Genomic DNA, 19,703 nt, shown 5'->3' on the forward strand with positions numbered 1-19,703 from the left:
ATGAAAAGCCCACCGATCAAGCCTTGTATTGATCCACTGCAATCTCCAACGCCTCCGCCCTTGTCCCCACATCCCTTCCATCGCCGCACTTTGCTCCAACGCTTCGGACTCGGTCTGGGCGGGATCGCCTTGAATGAAATGCTCGCTCAGGAGAGCCTCGGAGCCGCCGCAGCGGCAGTCGATCGTGGGGTGCTGGGTAGCACGCATCATTTCGCGAGGGCGAAGCGCATCATCTACCTCTTCATGTCCGGCGGGCCTTCGCATCTGGACCTCTTCGATCACAAGCCGCTGCTCAATCAGCGCCACGGCGAGCAGCTCCCCGATAGCGTGCGCGGTGGGCAGCGCCTCACGGGCATGTCGGGCAATCAATCGTCGATCCCGATGGTGGGCTCGCCTTTCAAATTCACCCAGCACGGGCAGGCAGGCGCTACCTTCAGCGAGCTGCTCCCACACACCGCAAGCATCGCGGATGAGATGTGCGTCGTGCGGTCGATGTACACGGAAAGCATCAATCACGGCCCTGGAGTGACTTTTTTCCAAACAGGCTCCCAGATCGCCGGCAGGCCCAGCATGGGCGCGTGGCTCAGCTACGGCCTAGGGGCAGAAAATGCCAATTTGCCGTCTTTTGTCGTCCTGATCACCAAAGGCAAAGGTGGGCAGCCATTGGGCGCTCATCTGTGGGGAAGCGGCTTTTTGCCCACGAAGCATCAAGGCGTGCTTTTTCGTGCTGCGAAGGACCCCGTGCTCTATCTGGGCAATCCAGACGGCGTGGACGAAAAAAGCCGCCGCATGATGCTGGATCGGCTCAAAGAGCTGCATCAGCACCAGCTCGCAGGCACGCCTGATGCCGAGATCGCAAACCGCATCGACCATTATGAAATGGCCTACCGCATGCAGAGCAGCATCCCAGAGGCCACCGGCATCCAGGATGAGCCGCAGCACATCCTCGACAGCTATGGCCCAGATGTGAAGACGCCGGGCACCTTCGCGGCGAACTGCCTGCAAGCACGGCGGCTCGCAGAGCGCGGTGTGCGCTTCATCCAGCTCTATCATCAGGACTGGGATCATCACGGTGGGCTGCCAGGAGCACTACCCCGGCTCTGCAAAGAGACCGATCAGCCCGCCGCTGCGCTGGTGAAGGATCTGAAGCAGCGCGGCCTGCTGGATGACACGCTCGTCGTCTGGGGTGGTGAATTCGGCCGCACGAATTACTGCCAGGGAAAAATCAGTGCCAACTTCGGGCGTGATCATCATCCGCGCTGTTTCAGTGCCTGGATGGCCGGTGGCGGCATCAAGGCCGGCAGCGTGTATGGCGAGACAGACGACTTCGGCTACAACGTGGCCCGCGATGGCCTGCACATCCACGATTTCCACGCCACGCTGATGCACCTGCTCGGCATCGACCACGAGCGGCTCACCTACAAGTTCCAAGGCCGCCGCTATCGCCTCACCGATGTGCACGGGCATCTCGTGAAAGGAGTATTGGCTTAAAATGCAGCCGGATGTCCCTTTAGAGTTGAAAACTCAGTGTGATTTGAGTCGTCGGCTTGCGCTGGGTTTTGTGGGTACATTCGTTGCCCCATTTGGTCCGTTTGCGGTATTCGTTGGCTGGCGAGCCATGAATCAAATCGAGAAATCAGGTTGTCGTTTGGTTGGTATTCGAATGGCCTATTGGTGTTTTTGGGTCGGCCTTTTGCAAACGCTGACACTCTTGCCGATGATCTGGCTGCTATTTCGATGGTTCTACGATGCTGACCATCCCCAACCAAGTAATTCGGAAGCGCTCTGAAAATAATGACCTCGCTGAATCAGTGTGAGCCATTATTCACGATGACTTTTAGCTTATGACCCGCCGCCACTTTGCCCATGCAGCGCTCGCAGCACTCCCGGCGTGCTCTTCACGGCCTGCGGAGATGCCGGAGTCGCTGGTGGACCTAGCAGCGGGGTTGCGTGCGGGTCACTTCAGCGCGGTGCAGGTGACAGAGCGGTATCTGGAGCGCATCCGGCAGTTGGATGGCGCGATCCATGCCGTGATCGAGCTCAATCCAGATGCACTCGATATCGCCCGGAAGCTGGATGCCACCCAGACACGCGGTGCACTGCATGGCGTGCCCATCTTGATCAAAGACAACATCGAAACGGCCGATCGCATGCTCACCACGGCGGGATCGCTGGCGCTGCTCGATTCACGCCCGCAGGCAGATGCGCCGCTGGTGAAGCGGCTGCGAGCAGCGGGTGCTGTGCTGCTAGGAAAAACCAATCTCAGCGAGTGGGCAAACATGCGCTCCACTCACTCCACCAGCGGATGGAGCGCACGCGGGGGCCAGACGCGGCATCCGCATGCGCCGGAGTACAATCCCAGTGGCTCCAGCTCGGGCTCTGCCGCTGCGGTGGCTGCGCGGATGTGCGCCGGAGCTATCGGCACGGAGACGGATGGCTCCATCGTCAGTCCTGCCAGTGCCTGTGGCGTGGTGGGGCTGAAGCCCACACTCGGTCGCATCAGCGGGCGTGGCATCGTGCCCATCACGCATTGGCAAGACACCGCAGGCCCGATGGCGGGCAGTGTCGCGGATGCCGCGCTGCTCATGCAGGTGCTGGGTGAGCATGCGCCGAGTGATTTCACCACCGATCTGGTCAAAACGGATCTACGAGGCCTGCGCCTGGGTTTTTTACGCCATCTCAATGGCGATCGTGAAGAGGTGCAAACGCTCACGCAGGCCGCTCTGGATGTGCTGCGAGCACTCGGCGCAGAAATCATCGAGACAGAGCTGCCGCACACGCGTGAGATCGCGGCACTGCGCTTCCGTGCGATGCTGGGCGAGTTCCGCGATGATCTGGATGCCTATCTCGCCACCACGAGCTCCAAAATGCGCAGCATGGAGGATGTGATCGCCTTCAATGAAACGAATCGAGAGAAGGAAATGCCGCACTTCGGCCAAGAGCTGCTGGAAATGGCCGCGAAGCTGAACACCGAAAGCGCCCGCGCTGAAACTCGTGCCGTACGCGAGGAAGCACGGCGACTCGCACGCGATGAAGGCATCGACAAAGTGCTGCGTGAGCAGCGGCTGGATGCCCTGGTGCTCTCCACCAGTGATCCAGCGGAAAAAACGGACTACACACGCCGCGCAGGTGGTCGCGGCTGCTCCACGGTGCCCGCCACGGCAGGCTATCCGCACCTCACGCTGCCGATGGGCCGTGTGGGGCCACTGCCGGTGGGTTTTTCCATTTTCAGCACGGCGCATACAGAGCCACTGCTGCTCCGCATCGGCCATGCGCTGGAGCGTGGGCTCACTTCACACGCTGGAGCATCTCCAGGGCCCGCGCGGTGATTTTCACCGAGGCCTCTCGTTCGACGCGATTGGTGCCGAGCCACGTTTCATATCCACCCAGGTCATGATGGCGTGGTGTGGGCAAGTAACCATGGCTGCCATTCGCTAGCTCGATGGTGAAGGTGTCTTTGAACGGGCTGCGAGCTTTGAGCTCCAGTCCGATCTCGGTGAAGACCTCAAACGGGATCGCGGTGATGCCGAGCTCGCCGATGCGGAAGGCCTGGATCGGTGCCTGGATCGTTTCTGGCTTCGCATCGCGTGCGGCGAGTGTTCTCTCCGCGTAGGGCTGCTCTAGGCGGTGGAGCGGCTCTGCGCCCTTCGGCTTTGCGAGCACGCTTTCAGCCCATTTCACCATCTCCGGCGTCGGTCGCCGCACCGCGAGCTCCAAATCGCTCACCGCAGCTTTCAGCGGTACCCAGTCTTGATGCTTCAGCGATCGGTGTACCCGCAGCACCTCCTGAGCGAGGTCCTGCGCGACGATTTGGATCTTCTCATACGGCTCACGCTTCACACTGGGTGTCTTGCCGCTGTAGTCGTTGTTGTTCACGTCCCCGCAAGGGCCATTGGCGAGGATGCCGACACAGGGCGCTGCTAGCGCCTGCTCGATGCGGCGGCAGAACTCGCCGAAGTAGTCTGCGGATAAATCCTCTTTGTTCACCCCACCGACGTAGTGCAGCCAATAGTTCGCCATCAGAGCGATCTGGTGCCCATCCGTAGCCTGCACGGAGAGGCAATAGACCTCTGGATTCGTCGGCCCGGCAGGACCAGCGAGGCGCGGACGCAGGAGGCTACTCGGATTCATCACCGCGCGGTCCAGCCCGCCGAAGGGGTTCGCATTGGTGGCTCCTTCCTTGAGGAGATAGCGGCGATTAAAGACGTGCTGCGGCACCTTGCCCGTGCCCCAGGCGATGCGGGCAGGCTCCAGATTATGCACCGCACGCCGCACCCCATCGACCACGCGGGAGATGATGAAACGGCGGTAATCGAGTGAGGGATCCTTGTTCGTGATCGCAGAGACGCTGGAGTGCGTGTGCGTGCCGGAGAACATCATGTTCGCGCTCGGAATGCCGGTAGCGGCCTCGATTTTGGCCTTCGCCTCGTCCCACACATCGCGTCCGAGTGAAATGGTATCCGCTACGGCAAAAGCCAGCTTGGCGCTGCCATCATCGAGCACAAGGCAGCGCACATGCAGCTCATCATGCACATGGTTGGCGATGGGACGCGGGGCGAAGTTTCCCACGATCTCCATGCCTAGCGGCGGCGTGATGTTGCTCGTCGCAGCACCGGCTTTGAAGACTTTTTCTTGGGCCTGGGTGGCGGCGATCATGCCGCAAAGGGCCAAGCTAGTGAGTAGGAGCTTCGAGAGAGTCATGCGTAGCCAAACCAACGCTTTCTGGCTCGTATTCCCTTCACCATGCTGCTGACTCGCGACGCTATTCGAGACGGATTTCTGAGCTGGATAGCGTGAGTGTGCTGCCCTTTTCCTGATGCGCATGCACGGTGATGAAGTCGAGCGTCTGCACCTCCCCCTGAATCGTCGCGGCACCGGTGTAGGTGGCGGCGGCGGTTTTTTCATCGGGATGGAGGCCCATGGATCGAACTCCATCTGGATGCTGTAGTCGGGGTGGCGGTCCACGGACCACCAGAGTGTGTTTTCCTGCGGTTCTGTGCCATCTGGGAAAATGGCCGTCACCGCGAGCTGCCGGGTGGTTTTGTCCCACTGGTGGGTGATCTTCGGCGGGGCGACCATGCGGCGTGCGCTAAAGAAGTGATGCTGGGCAAAGGCGTAGAGATTCTTATCCACCTCGGGCAAACCATTCACGGCTTTGACAAAGCCGGCCTCCTTGGCTCCGCCATGCTGACCACCCGGCACGATGTAGATAGGCAGCTCGGGGTGACGACGACCGAGCTCGACGAGTCCAGGACTCACATTGTCATTCGATCCCTGGTTATAAAAAATCTCTGTGCCGCGCTGTTTGAGGACGCTGAGGTAATTGGTCGTGCGGCAGGCCTCCCAGGCGGCGTTGCAGGCGGTCTTCATCTCCGCATCACTCCAGCCAGCGTCGCGGGCCATCTTTACCGTGATGCGCTCGTCGGAGCGGGCTTTTTGACGAATAAGCAGCTTCTCACGGCCTACAGGATCGGTCATGGCTGCGAGGAATGCCTCATTCATCTGGGTGATCGCGGCGGGCATCATGCCTTCGACATACGGGCCGCCAGGACTCTCGATCACAGGCGCTACGACGGGCATGATGGCGGTGAAGCGATCATCGGCGATGCCTGCGGCTGCGGTGGCGACTCCGCGCTTTGATCCGCCCGTGGCCATGACTTTCTGCGGCTGAAACACCGCCTTCTCTGCCACTGCTGCGGTGAGTGCCCGCATGTCGCTGATGCCCCAGATCCAGGCAGGCGTGTAGCGAGTATCCTTCGTCTGGATGAAGTGCTCCTCCATCATGAGGTGCAGCTTTCCGATGGGCTCCATCGCATCAATGGGCACCATGCCGATGAAGACGAGGCCAACACCATGCTCCTTGAGCAGGCGGAGCTTTGCGCCGGTGGCGGCGGCCACTTTCATCTGCACGCCCGTGTTCTCGATGAGCACATTCGTGCAAACACCGCTCGCTGGGGCCAGCATCGTCACGGGTAGCCGCACCTTCATGCCGGGCCACCATTCGCAGACGGTGATTTCGACGAGCTTTTGGCGGATGGATGCGTCTTTAGGATTCAGATGCCAGTCTTCGATGACCTTGGTCTCCAGCGTGGAGACATCACGGATCTGTTTCAGGTCATATCGACCCACAGCGATGTCTGCATGGACAAACGAAGCGCATAGGGAGATGGCAGCAGCGAGCAGGGCGGGGAGTTTCATGCGCAAGAAAACGATGCATCGGCCCCGCTTCTGCCGCTGGGTGCTCACTTGCTGCTGAAAACTTCACTTTGGACGATGGCGTGGATCATATCCCGCATGGTGTGGCCTTTTTTCTTGGACTGAGCCACGAGCTGATCGAGTGCGCTGCGGTCTGAGAAGCCCATGGGCCGCCCCGTGGCAAAGGTGAGGAGCTTTTCCGCGACACAGCGGGCGATGCGGTCTGGATCAGCTAGCAGGAGCTTTTTCAAATCATCGAGGTGGGCGAATTTCTCTCCACCGGGCATTTCGCCCGTGGCATCGACGGGTGGACCCAGGCGGTAGCGCACTTTGCGGCCTTCGACCTTCAAATCGACTTTTTCGCCTTGGTCGATGCTGCGGAAGCGCTCACGCCAGCCGCCGATGACGTCGTAGTTTTCCAAAGCGAAGCCGGGCGGATCAATGACGCGGTGGCAGGCATTGCAGCTCTCCAGCGTGCTGTGCTTCGCGAGCTGCTCACGCAGCGTGGTGGCTCCGCGGATGTCTGGCTCCACGCCAGGGACGCCAGGTGGCGGCGGCGGTGGCTCCAGGCCGAGGATGCGGTCCATGACCCACACACCACGCACGACGGGGGAGGTATTGGTGCCATTGGCGCTGACTTTCAAAACACTGGCCTGGGTCAAGACTCCGCCCCGGTGGCTGTCTGGTGGCAACTTGATCTTTTGCAGCTCCACGCCGGTGACATCTGGGATGCCGTAGTGCTGTGCGAGCCGCTTATTCAGCATGGCAAAGTCACTGTCGATGATGTTGGCGATGCTGAGATTCTCCTCGATGAGATGGGCGATGAAGCGGCGAGTCTCACGCAGCATGCTATCGAGCAGCAGCTCATCGTACTCGGGGTAGAGCTGCTTGTCCGGTGTGGTGAACTCAATCTCACGCAGATTCAGCCAACCATCGGTGAAGTCGATAACGAAGCGCTCCAGTGTCGCCGCTTTCAGCAGCCGCTCGGTCTGTGAGCGCAGCACCTCTGGCTGTGTGAGCTTCGCCGCGAGCAGCTCTGCATCCGGCGTGCTGCGAGTGAGGAAGTAGCTCAGTCGTGAGGCGAGCTGGAGGTCATCGAGCCTGCCTGCGGGCTCTTTGAGAAAGAGGAACTCTGGTGAGCAAAGCACCGCGATGGCAGCCGTGCGCATGGCGGCGAGGAAGTCGCTGCTGTCGGCGAATTCGGTATCGAAGAGCTTGATGTAGGGCTCTGCATCTGCGGCGGTAGCGGGGCGGCGAAAGGCAGCGGTGATAAATGCGGCGATGTTTTTGCGCGAAGCGGCGACAGGATCAGGTGATTCAGCCGCATAGATGGGCTTGTAGCCAGCTTTGCCTTTCATCCAGGGTTTTTCTGGCGGCAGCTCGCGGAGCTTTGCATCACCGAGGAGCAGTTTTTGGCCCTTCGGTGGCCATTCGGTCTCCAGCGGGCCTTCGAGCGTGATTTCCTGAAAAGCCATGCCTTCGCCGGGATACTTACTTGGGCCATCTTTGACCGGCGAATGGCCATCTGGGCCATTGAGGCCCTGCGGGCTGATCCAGATGCCTTTATTCGCATCCATGTGCAGCGTGAGCTCGACTGTGCCGGGCTTGCCGACAGGGAGCTCATGGAAGCTGCGGGTGACATTGTCCGCATTGCGAAAATTAAAGCTCCCCGTGATGACAGCGAAGGTGACAGGCTCCTCGATCTGATAGCCGTAACCGGTGACGCGTAGCCTGTAAGTGCCAGCAACTCGGGTGCGGATGTCTGGGATGATGGTGCTGGGGAAGCCGCCACTGTTGAAGACGACGATGGAGCCATCCTCACGGCGCAGCCACTGCTTGCCGATGGTGTCTTTGCGATTGCGCTCGGTATCGAGCGTGCTGCGTTGCAGGGTGCTCGTGGGCTGCGTTGGCTGATACAGGGCGGCATTGATGGCGAGCTCGGCGGACTCCATGTAGCGCTGCATCTGAATGCCGGAGATGGAGAGAGCCTCCCCGACATTGTCGAACCCGTGGGAGCGTCCGTCCTCTGGCAGCGAGTCGATGATGTCCACCTTCACGCCGAGGAGGTCATTGATGGTGTTTTGATACTCGCGCCGGTTCAGCCGACGGAGCACGGTGCCACGTTGAGCATTCGATTTGGTCACTAGATCAGCCCCCAGTGCCCCCATGAAATCCTGCACGGCCTCTGGAGTGGGCTGGTGCTTTTTTTTCGGCGGTGGCATCTCACCAGCAGCGACTCGGTCAAAAACACGGACCCATTTTTTCAATGCCGCCGCATCGGCTCCATCGGTAGAGAGTGCGGCGAGATCGAGCCCGCCTTTTTTCACCTCCGCATCATGGCAGTCCGAGCAGTGCTGCTCCAAAAATGGCTGGATGGCGGGAATGGCCGCATGTGCATGCAAAGCGGCGAGCAGGAGTAGCGCAGGAATCAGGCGAATCATCATGTGTGTGCCGTGAAACGTGGCAAAAACGGCCAAACTGACGCTTCAATCTGAAAACCTGAACGACCAAGCAGCAAGCGCGTGCCGCGTATGATCACTGTCGCGGCAGTACCTCGACGACATCGGCCAAAACCCGGCCCGAGCCGTGCCGTAGCTCATTGCAGCGGCCATAGAGCATCTGCCCACTGGTGGCTCCAAGAAGGTCTGCGAGGCGCTGATCGACCGAGATGCGAAAATAGCCCCGTGGGTGGCTGGAGTGCGGTACGGCGTATTTTTCCAGGATGGCACCGAAAGGGACATGGCCCGCGAGGACGAGTTTTTGGGCATCTTCAGGCAAAAGATCGAGATGGATGCCGATGGCACCGAACTCGACCGGTTTGCCATCGCTCTGACGATGCAGGACGCTGGCACGGACGAGGTAATTGCCGATGCGTGCCCGCGCGGCGACATCGAGATCGATTTCGCAGCCGTGGAAGCCCCGGAGGCGCGGCGTCATGTCCATATCATGGACAAGTAGCCCACGCTCGGTCTCTGGGAGTGTCTCCGGCTCGACGAAGGTGACTCTCGGCCGCGTGCTGCCGATGCCGTAGAAGAAAATCAGCGGGGCGAGGATGTCCTCATCTTGCCGTGGGGCCTCGTTTTCAAGTGTAGCGGGCATACCGGCGGTGCTGGGGCAAAAAGAAGTCATGCAGCAGCCTGTCCACCTGGAGCAGGCCGTCGCGGGTGAGGGTGATGCCACGCGGATCGAGATGGGCGTATCCATTTTTCTCCAAGTCGGCGAACTGGGCGGCAAAGCGCTGGCGTGGGTCTTCGCCGAATTTGTCGATGTAGTGCTGGAACTCGCTGCGGCCGAGTTTGAGCTTCAAAATGAACTCGCGGACAAAGCGATCATCCGCTGTCGTTTGATACGCACGGAAGATGGGGAGCTGCCCGGAATCCACCGCCTGCATGTAGGGGCCTACATCCGCCTGATTCTGGTAATGCACGCCACCCAGATGGCCGAAGGATGCCACGCCACAGCTCAATAAGTCTGCGCCGTCCCATAATTCATCACGATAGACGAATTTGATCCGCTGTGGGTCTTTGACGACGGTGTAGGCGCTGGTGACGGTGTATCCGACTTTCTGAAACTCATCGAAGGCGTAGCTGACCCAGTCACGCTTGGTCTGCCAGTCGGCCACGGGGGCGGTGACTTTGCCCTCGGCCTTCATCTGCTGGTACATGGTGGTGTTGTAGGGCACCTCCATCTGGTAGATCGTGACGGCATCTGGCTGCATCTCGATGGCTTTTTGCACGCAGACTTTCCAGTTGGCCTCGGTCTCGTTCATCATGCCGGCGATGAGGTCGATATTGATGTGCTCAAAGCCGAGGCTGCGGGCAAAGTTGTAGGCTTTTCCGATTTCGCCACTGCGGTGTGCGCGGCCATTGGTATCGAGGATGTGATCGTCAAAATTCTCGACGCCCAGGCTCAGACGCGTGACACCGACTTCGCGAATGCCGGTGAGCTTCACCTCATTGAGCGTGCCAGGCTCGGCCTCGAAGGCCACCTCTGCCGCGCCATCCCAGGAAACGAGGCTTTTCATGCGGTCGGTGAGGTCTTTGAGCTGCGGGACGGAGAGGTAACTGGGCGTGCCACCTCCAAAGTACACGAAATGCGCCTTGCGGCCTTTTAGATACGGCTGCGAGGCGAGTCGCTCCATCTCGCGCATGCCGGCGTCGATGTAGGCTTTGATTTCACCCGCGTTCTTGTCGGTGTACACTTTGAAATAGCAGAAGTGGCAGCGCTTCCGGCAGAAAGGGATGTGGAAATAAACACCGAGCGGAATATCCGCCGGAGCCGGGCGCTGGAGCACTGACTCGACGACAGGCACCTGATCCGGCTTCCAGAAGGAGAACGGCGGGTAGTTGGAGACGAAGTAGTTCCCTGCCTCGGTCTTTTCGATCTTCTTTTCCTCGGCAGGAGTGGCTTGGGGTTCGGACATGTTTTTTGGGGGGTGATGATGAAACGCAGCCCAAGTCTCCCCTCTGAGCGAAAACTTCGCAACACATGCCTTCCGACCGCCCCAGAATGGTTTTCCCAAGGCACGGAGGCAGCCCAAAAAGCACCCAAAACCCAGGGCAAGTGGTCAAAATGGAGGCTTTTGCGCTGCTTTTACATGACCTTATACCACTTAAATAGAGCACTTTATAACACATCTTGGATAATCCACTGTTGAACACTGGATTATCCGCTTTATAGTCCAGGCATATCCGAAACTGCCATGAACACCCACATCAATCGCTACCTCGCAGAACGCATCCGGGATGTCTCCCGGAGCTTTCCCGTCGTACTGCTCACGGGTGCCCGCCAGACTGGAAAAACCACCCTGCTCAAAGAGGTCTTCCCTGATGCACCCTTCTTCACGCTCGATCTACCCTCCGTAGCACACGAAGCGGAAAACAACGGCGCAGGCCTCTTGGACGCCGTCAAAGATCACCCCACCATCATCCTCGACGAGGTGCAGTATGCGCCGGGACTCTTTCGCCACATCAAAGTGGCAGTGGATGCCGATAGGCACCGCATGGGCCGTTTTGTGATGACCGGCTCACAGAAGTTCGCGCTGATGAAAAACGTCAGCGAGAGCCTTGCAGGACGCTGCGTCATTCTAGAAGTCGATACCCTCGCCAGCACCGAGTACGCGGACTCGAACCGGTTTACCTTCCCTCCACTGGCTGACTTCATCTGGCGTGGTGGCTACCCAGAGCTCTGGCGCATGCCAGAGATGCCCGTGCGCGAGTTTTATGCCAGCTACTTGGCAACTTACCTCGAGCGGGATGTGCGTCAGCTCATCAATGTGGTGAACTTGCGTGACTTCGAGCGCTTCATCCGCTTTTGCGCCACTTACAGCGGCAATTTGGTCAACTTTGCCAAGCTCGGAGGTGATGTCGGTGTCGCCGCGACGACCATCAAGCACTGGATCAGCGTGCTGGAGGCATCCAACATCATCCACCTGCTGCCTCCCTTCTTTAACAACTACGGTAAGCGCCTCATCCGCACGCCGAAGATGTACTTCAAGGACACAGGGCTCTTATGCTTCCTACTCGGCATCTCTTCTCCAGAGCAGATGGTCACATCGCCGTTCATTGGGGGCATTTGGGAAACCTTTGTGCTAGGGCAGATGCAGCGTGCCATCCAGGCGGAGCGCAGCCCGGCTGAGATATACTTTTGGCGGGATGCACAGGGCGTGGAGGTGGACTTCGTGCTGTGGCTCAATGGTCGCCTCCAGCTCATCGAAGCGAAATGGTCCGAAAACGGTGACGAAACCAAGCACCTCACCGGTATGAACGCCGTGCGCAGCGTCCTGGGTCAAAACGCTGCCGAAAGCCACCTCATTGTCTGCCGGACGCCCTTCAATCACTGGCACTCGCATGACCCCGCAGTACGCGTGGTCAATGGTCAGACGTATCGTGACTGGTTTCACCCTGCGGCACCAGTCGCAGGGGTGCTGCGAGAGGACGCCGCTGAATACATGGCAAAACCACGAAAAACCGCTCGGAAACGAGCCGCGAAGCGCAAAACCAAATCATCCGTATGAGCCTGAAAAGGCCCTGCGGATGGTTTGGCCGTGCTAGGGTCAGAAACCGCGCAATTGCAGCAGTTGGTCGAGTTCGCTCTGGAATTTCGGGATGTCTGCTGCGGGTGGTTGGTAGCCCTGGAATGGCCCGCGCATACCGAAGCGGCCCATCGTGTCCATGAACCATACGACGCTCTCACCATCGCTGAACGTCGCCTTGCCACTGATCGCCGCGCCTTGAAGCGGGAAATCATCCACCGTCACTGTGAGAGCCCCCGCTGGAGCAGTAGCAGTAGCGTCCTCGACCGCAGCCTCCGGTGCAGGAGCCGCTGCGGTTGGTTTTTCCTCTGCGGGCACTTCACGCGGCTTATCCTGGAGTTTCACATTGAGGTCCATCATCAGCAACCGCGCCTCCATGTAGGTCAGAGTCACGTCGCACTCACGGCGCAGTCGGTCTTGGATATGATTGAGCGTTGCGCCTTCAGTGGCCCAGGATTCGACGAGTTGGCGTTGTGCGGGAGAGAGATCGGCCATGAGAATTGAGTGAAATGCGTTCGATGTAGGGGAGGCTGAAAAAATCAGCCCTTCATCTTATCCGTAACAATATGGCAGAGGGCAGCCGCTTTCTCGTGGAGTTTTTTCACTTCATCATGCGTCAGCGCTTTGCCCTCCGGCGCATTCAGCAGCGGCAGCATCTCCTGCAGGCCCTTCAGCAACGCCGCGAGCGATTCGTTCTTCAGGAGCGAAGGGTGCAGCGACTCCAAGCTGGCCACATAATACTCGATCACATCCTTTCGCGTGAGCTGCCGGGACTTCTCCTCGGAATAATCCACCGCGATTGCCTGCGTGGCGATCTCAAGCGCACGCAACCATCCGCCCAGACTGATGAGATGCGCCACATCCACATCACGGAGCAGCACCATTTCTGCCTCCACATCCGCCTGCGTCTTTGCCAGCTCCGTGCGCAGATCATCCCACTCGCCACGCAGACTGTGCTCAAAGAGACTCTGCGTATGCTTATTCATTCGGCTGCCAGCACCTAGCGCCTTACCGTATTTGATCATCGCCCGGCCTACGCCCTCCATTTCATCCACCTTCTCCGTCTGCACGATCAGGAATCCATCCGCGATCAGCGTTCCGAGCCCCATGGACACGATGACACGGTCCGCAGGCGTCTTTTCTGTGAAATCACGCTTCAACTCATCGTAGCGCAGCTTCCCCACATTATTCAGCATGTCGAAAAGCTTGCGAATAGAAGGCGTGGTGAACTCATTCACCCCAAACTCCTCTCGTACATGCTCATCGCCCACAATGTCCTCCGGAATAGGAGCACGACCTGGCGCAGCAGGAGGCGGTGGCGCTGTCGGACTCTGCGCCCAAGTAGCCACCGGCATGAGCGCGGAGGCGACGAGTGCAAAAGCGAACTTGCGGGCGGGGAACACAGTTTTCATCACCGCGATGATAAAAGGCCGCACCATGATTTCCAGCAGCACCTCAGGAAAAGTCACCCCGGAGGCTCAAATCGCTATTTTGGACCACAGAACCGCGTTTCTTGTCGCCATGAAGCGTTTTCTGCTCCCGGCCCTCATTCTACTCCCCATCCCATTTTTCGCCCAGGAGCCATCGTCGCCGCCGCCAGGCCTCACGGAGTATCAAGGCCGCGTCATCGCCCAAACCATGCATTATACCGGTGCCGCATGGCTTGTGCGCAAGAAGCGTGAGATCGAAGAAGCCGCCACGCTGATGCGCCAAGAGCTCAAAGTCACCCCAGGCATGACCATCTGCGACATGGGCTGCGGCAATGGTTATCACACACTGCCTCTAGCCGCAGCAGTGGGTGAAAAAGGCAAAATCCTCGCCGTCGATGTCCAGCCCGAAATGATCGACATGCTGCGCCAACGCATCACAGCCAAAAACATCACCAACATCGAGCCCATCAACGGTGCCTACCACGACCCCAAACTGCCACCAAACACCTGCGACATGGTTTTGCTCGTCGATGTCTATCATGAGTTCTCCCATCCCGTGCAAATGCTCGCCAACATGCATGCCGCGCTCAAAAAAGATGGTCAGCTCGTCCTCGTGGAATTCCGTGAAGAAGACGCCAGCGTCCCCATCAAGCCCGAGCACAAAATGAGCAAAGCGCAGATCAAAAAAGAAATGACCGCCAACGGCTTCACCCTCCATCGCGAATTCGACGGCCTCCCCTGGCAGCACCTCATGTTTTTCCGAAAATCGTAAATGGCCAAGCCAAATCCATCTATCCCATAAAGCACATAAAGCACGCACGAATACAATAATTAGTCTGTCCCTTTATCATATATTGCTTGCGATACGCCGATTCGTTGCCAGTTTCGCCCACTCCTCCGCGCCGCCAATTCTCGTCATCCTTTACCGCTCATCTCCCTTCACCACGCTCCCCTCTCCATCATGCGCCAGGCTCGGCTTAAGGCTCCCAAACATTTCCCTTTCGCTTACTACCACTGCGTCTCTCGCGTGGTCGATCGCGGCTTTCGGCTCAAGGAGCAGGAGCGGGAGATGTTCGTCGGGCTCATGCGCATGTATGAAACTTTCTGCCAGGTGCGGGTGGTGACGTTTTGCGTGCTTTCCAATCACTTCCATGTGCTCGTGGAGGTGCCACGGAGGCCGGAGGTGTTACCGACGGAGGAGGAGGTGCTGGGGATTGTGCGCAGGGCTTTTGGGAAGGCTACGGAAGGACAGGTGCGGGCGGAGGTGGAGCATTTGCGCAAGATCGGGGCACGGGCGGAGGCGCAGAAGATCATCAACGGATTCACCGCGCGGATGTGGGATATTTCGGCGTTTATGAAGTCACTGAAGCAGCGCTTTACGCAGTGGTTTAATAAGAAGGAGAAACGCAAAGGCACGCTGTGGGAGGAGCGCTATCGCAGCACGCTGGTGGAGGGCGGTGGGGCGGCGCTGGCGATGGTGGCTGCGTATGTGGATCTGAATCCGGTGCGGGCAAAACTTGTCGCAGATCCCAAAGATTACCGGTGGTGCGGCTATGCGCAGGCGGAAGCGGGGATCAAAGTGGCGAAGAGTGGCATCGAGCTGGTGGCACGAGGGCAATTAGAGGGACGCAAACCCGAGGAGGGCCATGTGCAGCACTACCGGAAGCTCTTGTTCACCTGGGGCATGGCATCGAAGATGAATGCAGATGGGACAAAGAAGGGGGCGATCAGCGAGACATCTCGACGTGAGGTGATGAAGCGCGGTGGGAAGCTACCGGTGGCTGAGGCGCTGAGGTGCCGGGTGAGATATTTTACGGATGGAGCGGTGATTGGGGGCAAGGAGTTCGTGAACGCGATCTTCAAGAGCCAGCGGAAGCGGTTTGGGGCAAAAAGGAAGGATGGAGCACGGATGGTGCGCGGGATCGAGATGGGTGAGGGCACGGAGAAGCTATGCTCGCTACGTGATTTGCGAGTGGCTGTGTTTGAGGTGCCGAATTGAAATGACTATTCGACTTTCATCACGCCGTTCATGACCATCCAGTGGCCGGGGAAGGTGCATAGATATGGGTATTCGCCTTTTTCCTTCGGTGTGGTGATGTGGATGGTGAATTGGCCCTTCGGATTCGTCATGTCGGTGTAGGCGATGACGTCGTCGCTGTCGGGGACGTAGTGTTTTTGCATGCCTTGCGGGTCGGTGATCATGAGATTGCATTTTTCACCGAGTTTTTGCAGTGAACCGGGCTTGGCGAGCAGCCAGTTGTGCGGGACGACATCGGGGTTTTTGAAGATGAGGGTGAGTTTTTCTCCTGTTTTGGCGGAAAGCTGCTTTTGCACGAATTGCAGGCCCAATGCGGCTTCGATGATGATTTCGCGTCCGCCTTCTCCTTTGGCCCAAGGGTTGGGTTGGGTGGGTTTTGGGGCTTCGAGGCCGATTTGGGCGGCGTGATTGGTTTTGACGATTTTGGTGTAGCCGGGGAATTCGGTGAAGGGCTCTGCCAAAGCGTGCGCGGTGAGGAAAACATCATCTCCAGTGCTGAGGTGCAGGTGAATTTGGCTGGCGGTGATGATCTGCGGGATTTCGAGGAAGAGCGTCTTGCCGCCATCGAGCTGCTGCACGCTGCGCACCTCCAGCGGGTCATGCCCTGGAGTGTCGGGATATTTCACGGAATACTCGGGTGAGCCGTATTGTGGGCCGTATTTGTAGTTCCAGCATTGGGCAAAGAACTGTGCCGCGTCGGTGTTTTTCACGGGGTGGTTAAAGCGCAGCAAAACGCCGTTGTCGCGTGCTTCAAAGCCCACAGGCACGGGCTTGTCGCCACCGGTGAAGCGCACACGCTGGAAGCAGCCATCCTGCGGTGTGTAGGTGCCCCAGCCCTGCATGCCATTGACATAGAGATGGCAGTCCTTCGGATTGAAGCGAGCGCATTGAGGGCCGGAGTCGAAATTGCCGCTGATTTTGACGGCGGCGGCCTGCCAGCGGCCTCTTACTTGCTGCCGCATCATGAGCCAAGCACTGCCGCCGCCAGAGGAGAGGTGGATGAGGTTGCCGTCGCCTTTGAGTGAGGCCCATTTGTCGCTGGAGATGAAGGCCTGGCTGCTGGCGCTGTTGTCCTCACCACGCGGCATGTACATGAGCACGGGCTCGGGTGGCTTGCCGTCTTTCGGACCACCGGCACCAAAGTGTGCGCCGAGGTTTTGATCGAGTTCGATCTGGCAGATGGAGGTGGCGGGCGTCCAATCACCCTCTTGGACGCTGGTGGTGATGAATCTGCCATCTGTCGAGATGCCGAGGCCATTGGGATTGCGGAAGCCGGTGGCGAGGATCTCAACGGTGTTTGATTCCGGCATGGGTTTGCCAGTTGCAGGGTTTATCGCAGCTTGAAAGGCATGCCTCACCCCATTAACGCGGCACAGGCCTTGATTGCCGGATGCAAAGTACCAGCGTTCCTCCTTATCCATTTCAAGTCCGACGATGAAATCATGCCCGCCGGGTGAGGTCTGCATCGCGTTCGTGACGCACTCGTAGAAGTCGGCTTCGTCATCGCCATTGAGATCGTGCAGGCAGGTGATTTGATCGCGACCGAGTACATAGAGCTTGTCCTTCACGATCTTCATGCCCAGCGGCTGATGCAGGCCGGTGGCGAAGCGTTTCCAGCGCAGCTTTTCCATTTTCTCGTCGATGCCCTTAACGAGCCACACCTCGCCGGTCATTGTGGCGATGGCGGCGGTGCCGTCGCTGAAGAAATCGTGCGCCGTGATGAAGAACAGCGTGCCATACGGATTCTCGAACGGGATCGTGATGCGATCCGTGGCGAAGGGCGTCTGCGTGCCAAGTTCGCCTTTGGTTTCGATCCATTGCGGCCATTGGGCAGGGCCGCCTTTGGTGAGTGACTTTAAATCGTCTGAAGACTTGTCTCTACCTGCATCCAGAATGTCCCGGCCTTCGATCATATACGAAAAGATGACTCTTTTGCCATGCCGGTAAAAGCCGCGGTAAAGATGGTCCGACACTTTCGGTGTGTCCCATTCCCCCACTTTCTTTCCATCCATCGGAGCACCGGCCATGAAACCATGACGATTGTCGTTCAGCTTCACAGAGCCACCCGACCAGATCACTGCCCATGAGTAGAAGTCCGGATCAAACACAGCGGATTTGTCTTCGAGTCGAACACAAACAGCTTTGGGAATGGTTTCCCCTGCGCCTTTGAAAACACCGCTGAACACATTCCCCAAATCGCTCGCGGCCCAGCGGCCGTCTTTCCAGGTCACTTGGTCGTTTTGATTGCCCCAGTGGCCTTGTTGGCCGCCGTCCATGCCGGGGAAGGGCGGGATGAGCGCGGGCAGCGGTTTCTGCTTCATGAAGTGCAGCGCTTGCTTGCCGTAGAAGTCGAAGGTGCGCTCGCGGTTGACAAAGTGCTGCCAGTGCTGGTTGTCGGCTTTGTTGAGCGGTGGGAGGTCGGGGGTGAACTCGGCGGCTTTCGGGGCGGGTGGCGGGAGCAGATCGCCTAGGTGATCGAAATCCCAGAGGCCGAGGGTGTTGTCCATGCGCAGGCGCGGCGCGTTGCCTTTGCGGGGCTTCATGACACCGCGTGCGATGCGCACGTCGTCGATGAGGCCGGCACAACCGATTGAGTGATCGACGAGACTACCGAAGGCGATGCCACCAGCGGTGGGCGTGCCTTTGATGGGCTGCACGGGCTTTTCAAAGACCTGTTTGCCGTCGATCCAGAGGATGACGCTCTTGTCGTCGATGCTGGCGAGGAAGTCGTGCCACTCGCCGTCACAGACATCGACCTTCGAGTCGAAGTCGCCGCCACGTCCGGGCATGTAGAGGGCGAGCGTGCCGCGACCCGCGTGGGTGTAGAGTTCCCAATGTGTGGCGGAGGATTTCGCATCGGATGCGACGAGGATGTTGTAGCCCTTTTTGCCATCCAGCTTTGCGCGGCACTCGATGGTGAGTGGTAGCGTGCGGTAGGGTTCGTTTTCGAGCTCGAAATAGCTGCCTTTCAAGGCCTCGCCGAATTCTTTGCTCAGGGACGGTTTCCCTTGTCCTACCAAGAGGAGCTTGGCGGTCACGGTGGGAGTGGCGGCGGTGGGTTTATCACTCCAGGTGCGATACCTGGGCTTGGTGCCCGGTTTGGCGTCATCGAGCTGGGGGAGGAGCCAGTGGAGGCCGTCGAGGTTGTCGAGGAGGCGGCCTTCGGCGTCTTCGTTGGTGTGATTGAGGATGCCGATGGGGCCGCTGTAGCCGCTGGCGCGGATTTGGCGCAGCACTTTCACATCCTGCGTGCCGACGCCGAGGGGGAGGATTTTGCGGCCCTGAGTGTCGCCGGCGATGTCCATGCCGTTGAGGTTGAGGCAGAGGAGATGGGGTTTCATGGCCTCGATGGCGTTTGGCAGGCGATCGAGGTGGCTGTGGCCGTGGTGGAGGTTGTAGATGATGCCGACGTTGTCGATGTGGTGGTTCTTTTTGAGGTAATCGCACACGGCGACCATGTTCTCTGGCTCGCCGCCCCAGCCGCCGTGGTTGTAGATGCCCACTTGGCTGCCGAGGGCCTTCGCTTTGGCTAAAATGGGCAACAGACTTTCTGCGGCGGATTTGACCTGAGCCTGCTGCGAATCGCCGGTGCCCTTCATCATCACCCAGAGCTGCGGATGGAGCTTGTACTTCTGAAATAGACGAAATGCCTCGTCATGCGTGCCCCAGAAGGCGAAGAACTCGATGCCGTGCTTTTGGTAGGCGAGGATTTCGCGCTCAAACTCAGCGACGTGTTCCTGCCGCCAGTCGTAGGCGATTTTTTTGATGCCCATCTTCGCCACCATCTCGGCGCGGGCCTCTGGGCTGCGCTTTGCGGCATCAAAGGGGACGATGCACCAGGCGGCGAGGTTTTGTTTGTCGAAGACGTCTGCGGCTTGGGCGAGCGCGGTGCAGAGGAGCAGGAACAACAGACGATGAAGCATGAGTGAGCAGGTGGGTGACGGAGTTTGACGGAACGGGGCTCTGGAGAAATGAAGCAGAAAGTGCGTGGCTGGCCCTGTGGCTG

13 protein-coding genes are annotated in these 19,703 nt (G+C 59.0%); 6 read left to right on the forward strand and 7 right to left on the reverse strand.

The annotated features are described in order from the left end of the window. Genes IPK32_22200 through IPK32_22210 form a run of 3 tightly spaced genes read left to right on the forward strand, consistent with a single transcriptional unit; the run spans position 1 to position 3,329 of the window. Positions 1 to 1,491, forward strand: a complete 1,491-nt coding sequence (locus tag IPK32_22200) for a DUF1501 domain-containing protein (GenBank protein MBK8094600.1) — start codon at positions 1 to 3, stop codon at positions 1,489 to 1,491. Between the two features lies 1 nt (position 1,492). After that, a complete protein-coding gene (locus IPK32_22205; protein MBK8094601.1) occupies positions 1,493 to 1,789 on the forward strand; it encodes a hypothetical protein in 297 nt (98 codons plus the stop codon). 55 nt (positions 1,790 to 1,844) lie between these two features. Next, positions 1,845 to 3,329, forward strand: a complete 1,485-nt coding sequence (locus tag IPK32_22210; GenBank protein ID MBK8094602.1) for an amidase — start codon at positions 1,845 to 1,847, stop codon at positions 3,327 to 3,329. Here IPK32_22210 and IPK32_22215 read toward each other — a convergent pair. The 4 genes from IPK32_22215 to IPK32_22230 all read right to left on the reverse strand — a co-directional run bounded on the left by IPK32_22215 (position 3,289) and on the right by IPK32_22230 (position 10,618). Beyond that, on the reverse strand, positions 3,289 to 6,198 hold the full coding sequence (locus IPK32_22215; GenBank protein MBK8094603.1) for a hypothetical protein: 2,910 nt from the start codon (positions 6,196 to 6,198) through the stop codon (positions 3,289 to 3,291). The genes IPK32_22210 and IPK32_22215 overlap by 41 nt on opposite strands. A 44-nt stretch (positions 6,199 to 6,242) precedes the next feature. Next, positions 6,243 to 8,639, reverse strand: coding sequence for a DUF1592 domain-containing protein (locus tag IPK32_22220; protein ID MBK8094604.1), 2,397 nt, complete (start codon positions 8,637 to 8,639; stop codon positions 6,243 to 6,245). 91 nt (positions 8,640 to 8,730) lie between these two features. Beyond that, entirely contained in the window at positions 8,731 to 9,294 is a 564-nt protein-coding gene (locus IPK32_22225; protein MBK8094605.1) for a hypothetical protein, read from the reverse strand. Further along, complete coding sequence (locus IPK32_22230) at positions 9,278 to 10,618, reverse strand: coproporphyrinogen III oxidase family protein (GenBank protein MBK8094606.1); 1,341 nt, start codon at positions 10,616 to 10,618, stop codon at positions 9,278 to 9,280. Before IPK32_22230 ends, IPK32_22225 begins: the two co-directional genes overlap by 17 nt. Positions 10,619 to 10,897: 279 nt before the next feature. On the opposite strand from IPK32_22230, the gene IPK32_22235 reads away from it, so the two are divergent. Further along, the gene (locus IPK32_22235; protein ID MBK8094607.1) at positions 10,898 to 12,211 is read left to right on the forward strand and encodes an ATP-binding protein; all 1,314 of its coding nucleotides are present in this window, start codon (positions 10,898 to 10,900) and stop codon (positions 12,209 to 12,211) included. Between the two features lie 39 nt (positions 12,212 to 12,250). On the opposite strand, the gene IPK32_22240 is transcribed toward IPK32_22235, so the two are convergent. Continuing rightward, positions 12,251 to 12,724, reverse strand: coding sequence for a hypothetical protein (locus IPK32_22240; GenBank protein MBK8094608.1), 474 nt, complete (start codon positions 12,722 to 12,724; stop codon positions 12,251 to 12,253). Between the two features lie 44 nt (positions 12,725 to 12,768). Beyond that, positions 12,769 to 13,641 (reverse strand): hypothetical protein, encoded by an 873-nt coding sequence (locus IPK32_22245; protein MBK8094609.1) that lies wholly within the window; start codon positions 13,639 to 13,641, stop codon positions 12,769 to 12,771. 109 nt (positions 13,642 to 13,750) lie between these two features. On the opposite strand from IPK32_22245, the gene IPK32_22250 reads away from it, so the two are divergent. Both IPK32_22250 and IPK32_22255 read left to right on the forward strand, forming a co-directional pair. After that, positions 13,751 to 14,431, forward strand: coding sequence for a class I SAM-dependent methyltransferase (locus tag IPK32_22250; GenBank protein MBK8094610.1), 681 nt, complete (start codon positions 13,751 to 13,753; stop codon positions 14,429 to 14,431). A 189-nt stretch (positions 14,432 to 14,620) separates the two neighbouring features. After that, positions 14,621 to 15,658, forward strand: coding sequence for a transposase (locus IPK32_22255; protein ID MBK8094611.1), 1,038 nt, complete (start codon positions 14,621 to 14,623; stop codon positions 15,656 to 15,658). A 5-nt stretch (positions 15,659 to 15,663) separates the two neighbouring features. Here IPK32_22255 and IPK32_22260 read toward each other — a convergent pair whose 3' ends face one another. Beyond that, positions 15,664 to 19,620: a heme-binding domain-containing protein gene (locus IPK32_22260; protein MBK8094612.1), complete on the reverse strand. Its 3,957-nt coding sequence runs from the start codon at positions 19,618 to 19,620 to the stop codon at positions 15,664 to 15,666. Positions 19,621 to 19,703: the final 83 nt, after the last annotated feature.

The sequence above is a fragment of the Verrucomicrobiaceae bacterium genome (genome assembly GCA_016713035.1).
GTDB lineage: Bacteria > Verrucomicrobiota > Verrucomicrobiia > Verrucomicrobiales > Verrucomicrobiaceae > Prosthecobacter.

Bases quoted from the DNA above. Each gene is read 5' to 3' on its own strand.
- IPK32_22200 (MBK8094600.1), top strand. From the start codon at position 1: ATGAAAAGCCCACCGATCAAGCCTTGTATTGATCCACTGCAATCTCCA.
- IPK32_22205 (MBK8094601.1), top strand. From the start codon at position 1,493: ATGCAGCCGGATGTCCCTTTAGAGTTGAAAACTCAGTGTGATTTGAGT.
- IPK32_22210 (MBK8094602.1), top strand. From the start codon at position 1,845: ATGACCCGCCGCCACTTTGCCCATGCAGCGCTCGCAGCACTCCCGGCG.
- IPK32_22215 (MBK8094603.1), bottom strand. From the start codon at position 6,198: ATGAAACTCCCCGCCCTGCTCGCTGCTGCCATCTCCCTATGCGCTTCG.
- IPK32_22220 (MBK8094604.1), bottom strand. From the start codon at position 8,639: ATGATGATTCGCCTGATTCCTGCGCTACTCCTGCTCGCCGCTTTGCAT.
- IPK32_22225 (MBK8094605.1), bottom strand. From the start codon at position 9,294: ATGCCCGCTACACTTGAAAACGAGGCCCCACGGCAAGATGAGGACATC.
- IPK32_22230 (MBK8094606.1), bottom strand. From the start codon at position 10,618: ATGTCCGAACCCCAAGCCACTCCTGCCGAGGAAAAGAAGATCGAAAAG.
- IPK32_22235 (MBK8094607.1), top strand. From the start codon at position 10,898: ATGAACACCCACATCAATCGCTACCTCGCAGAACGCATCCGGGATGTC.
- IPK32_22240 (MBK8094608.1), bottom strand. From the start codon at position 12,724: ATGGCCGATCTCTCTCCCGCACAACGCCAACTCGTCGAATCCTGGGCC.
- IPK32_22245 (MBK8094609.1), bottom strand. From the start codon at position 13,641: ATGAAAACTGTGTTCCCCGCCCGCAAGTTCGCTTTTGCACTCGTCGCC.
- IPK32_22250 (MBK8094610.1), top strand. From the start codon at position 13,751: ATGAAGCGTTTTCTGCTCCCGGCCCTCATTCTACTCCCCATCCCATTT.
- IPK32_22255 (MBK8094611.1), top strand. From the start codon at position 14,621: ATGCGCCAGGCTCGGCTTAAGGCTCCCAAACATTTCCCTTTCGCTTAC.
- IPK32_22260 (MBK8094612.1), bottom strand. From the start codon at position 19,620: ATGCTTCATCGTCTGTTGTTCCTGCTCCTCTGCACCGCGCTCGCCCAA.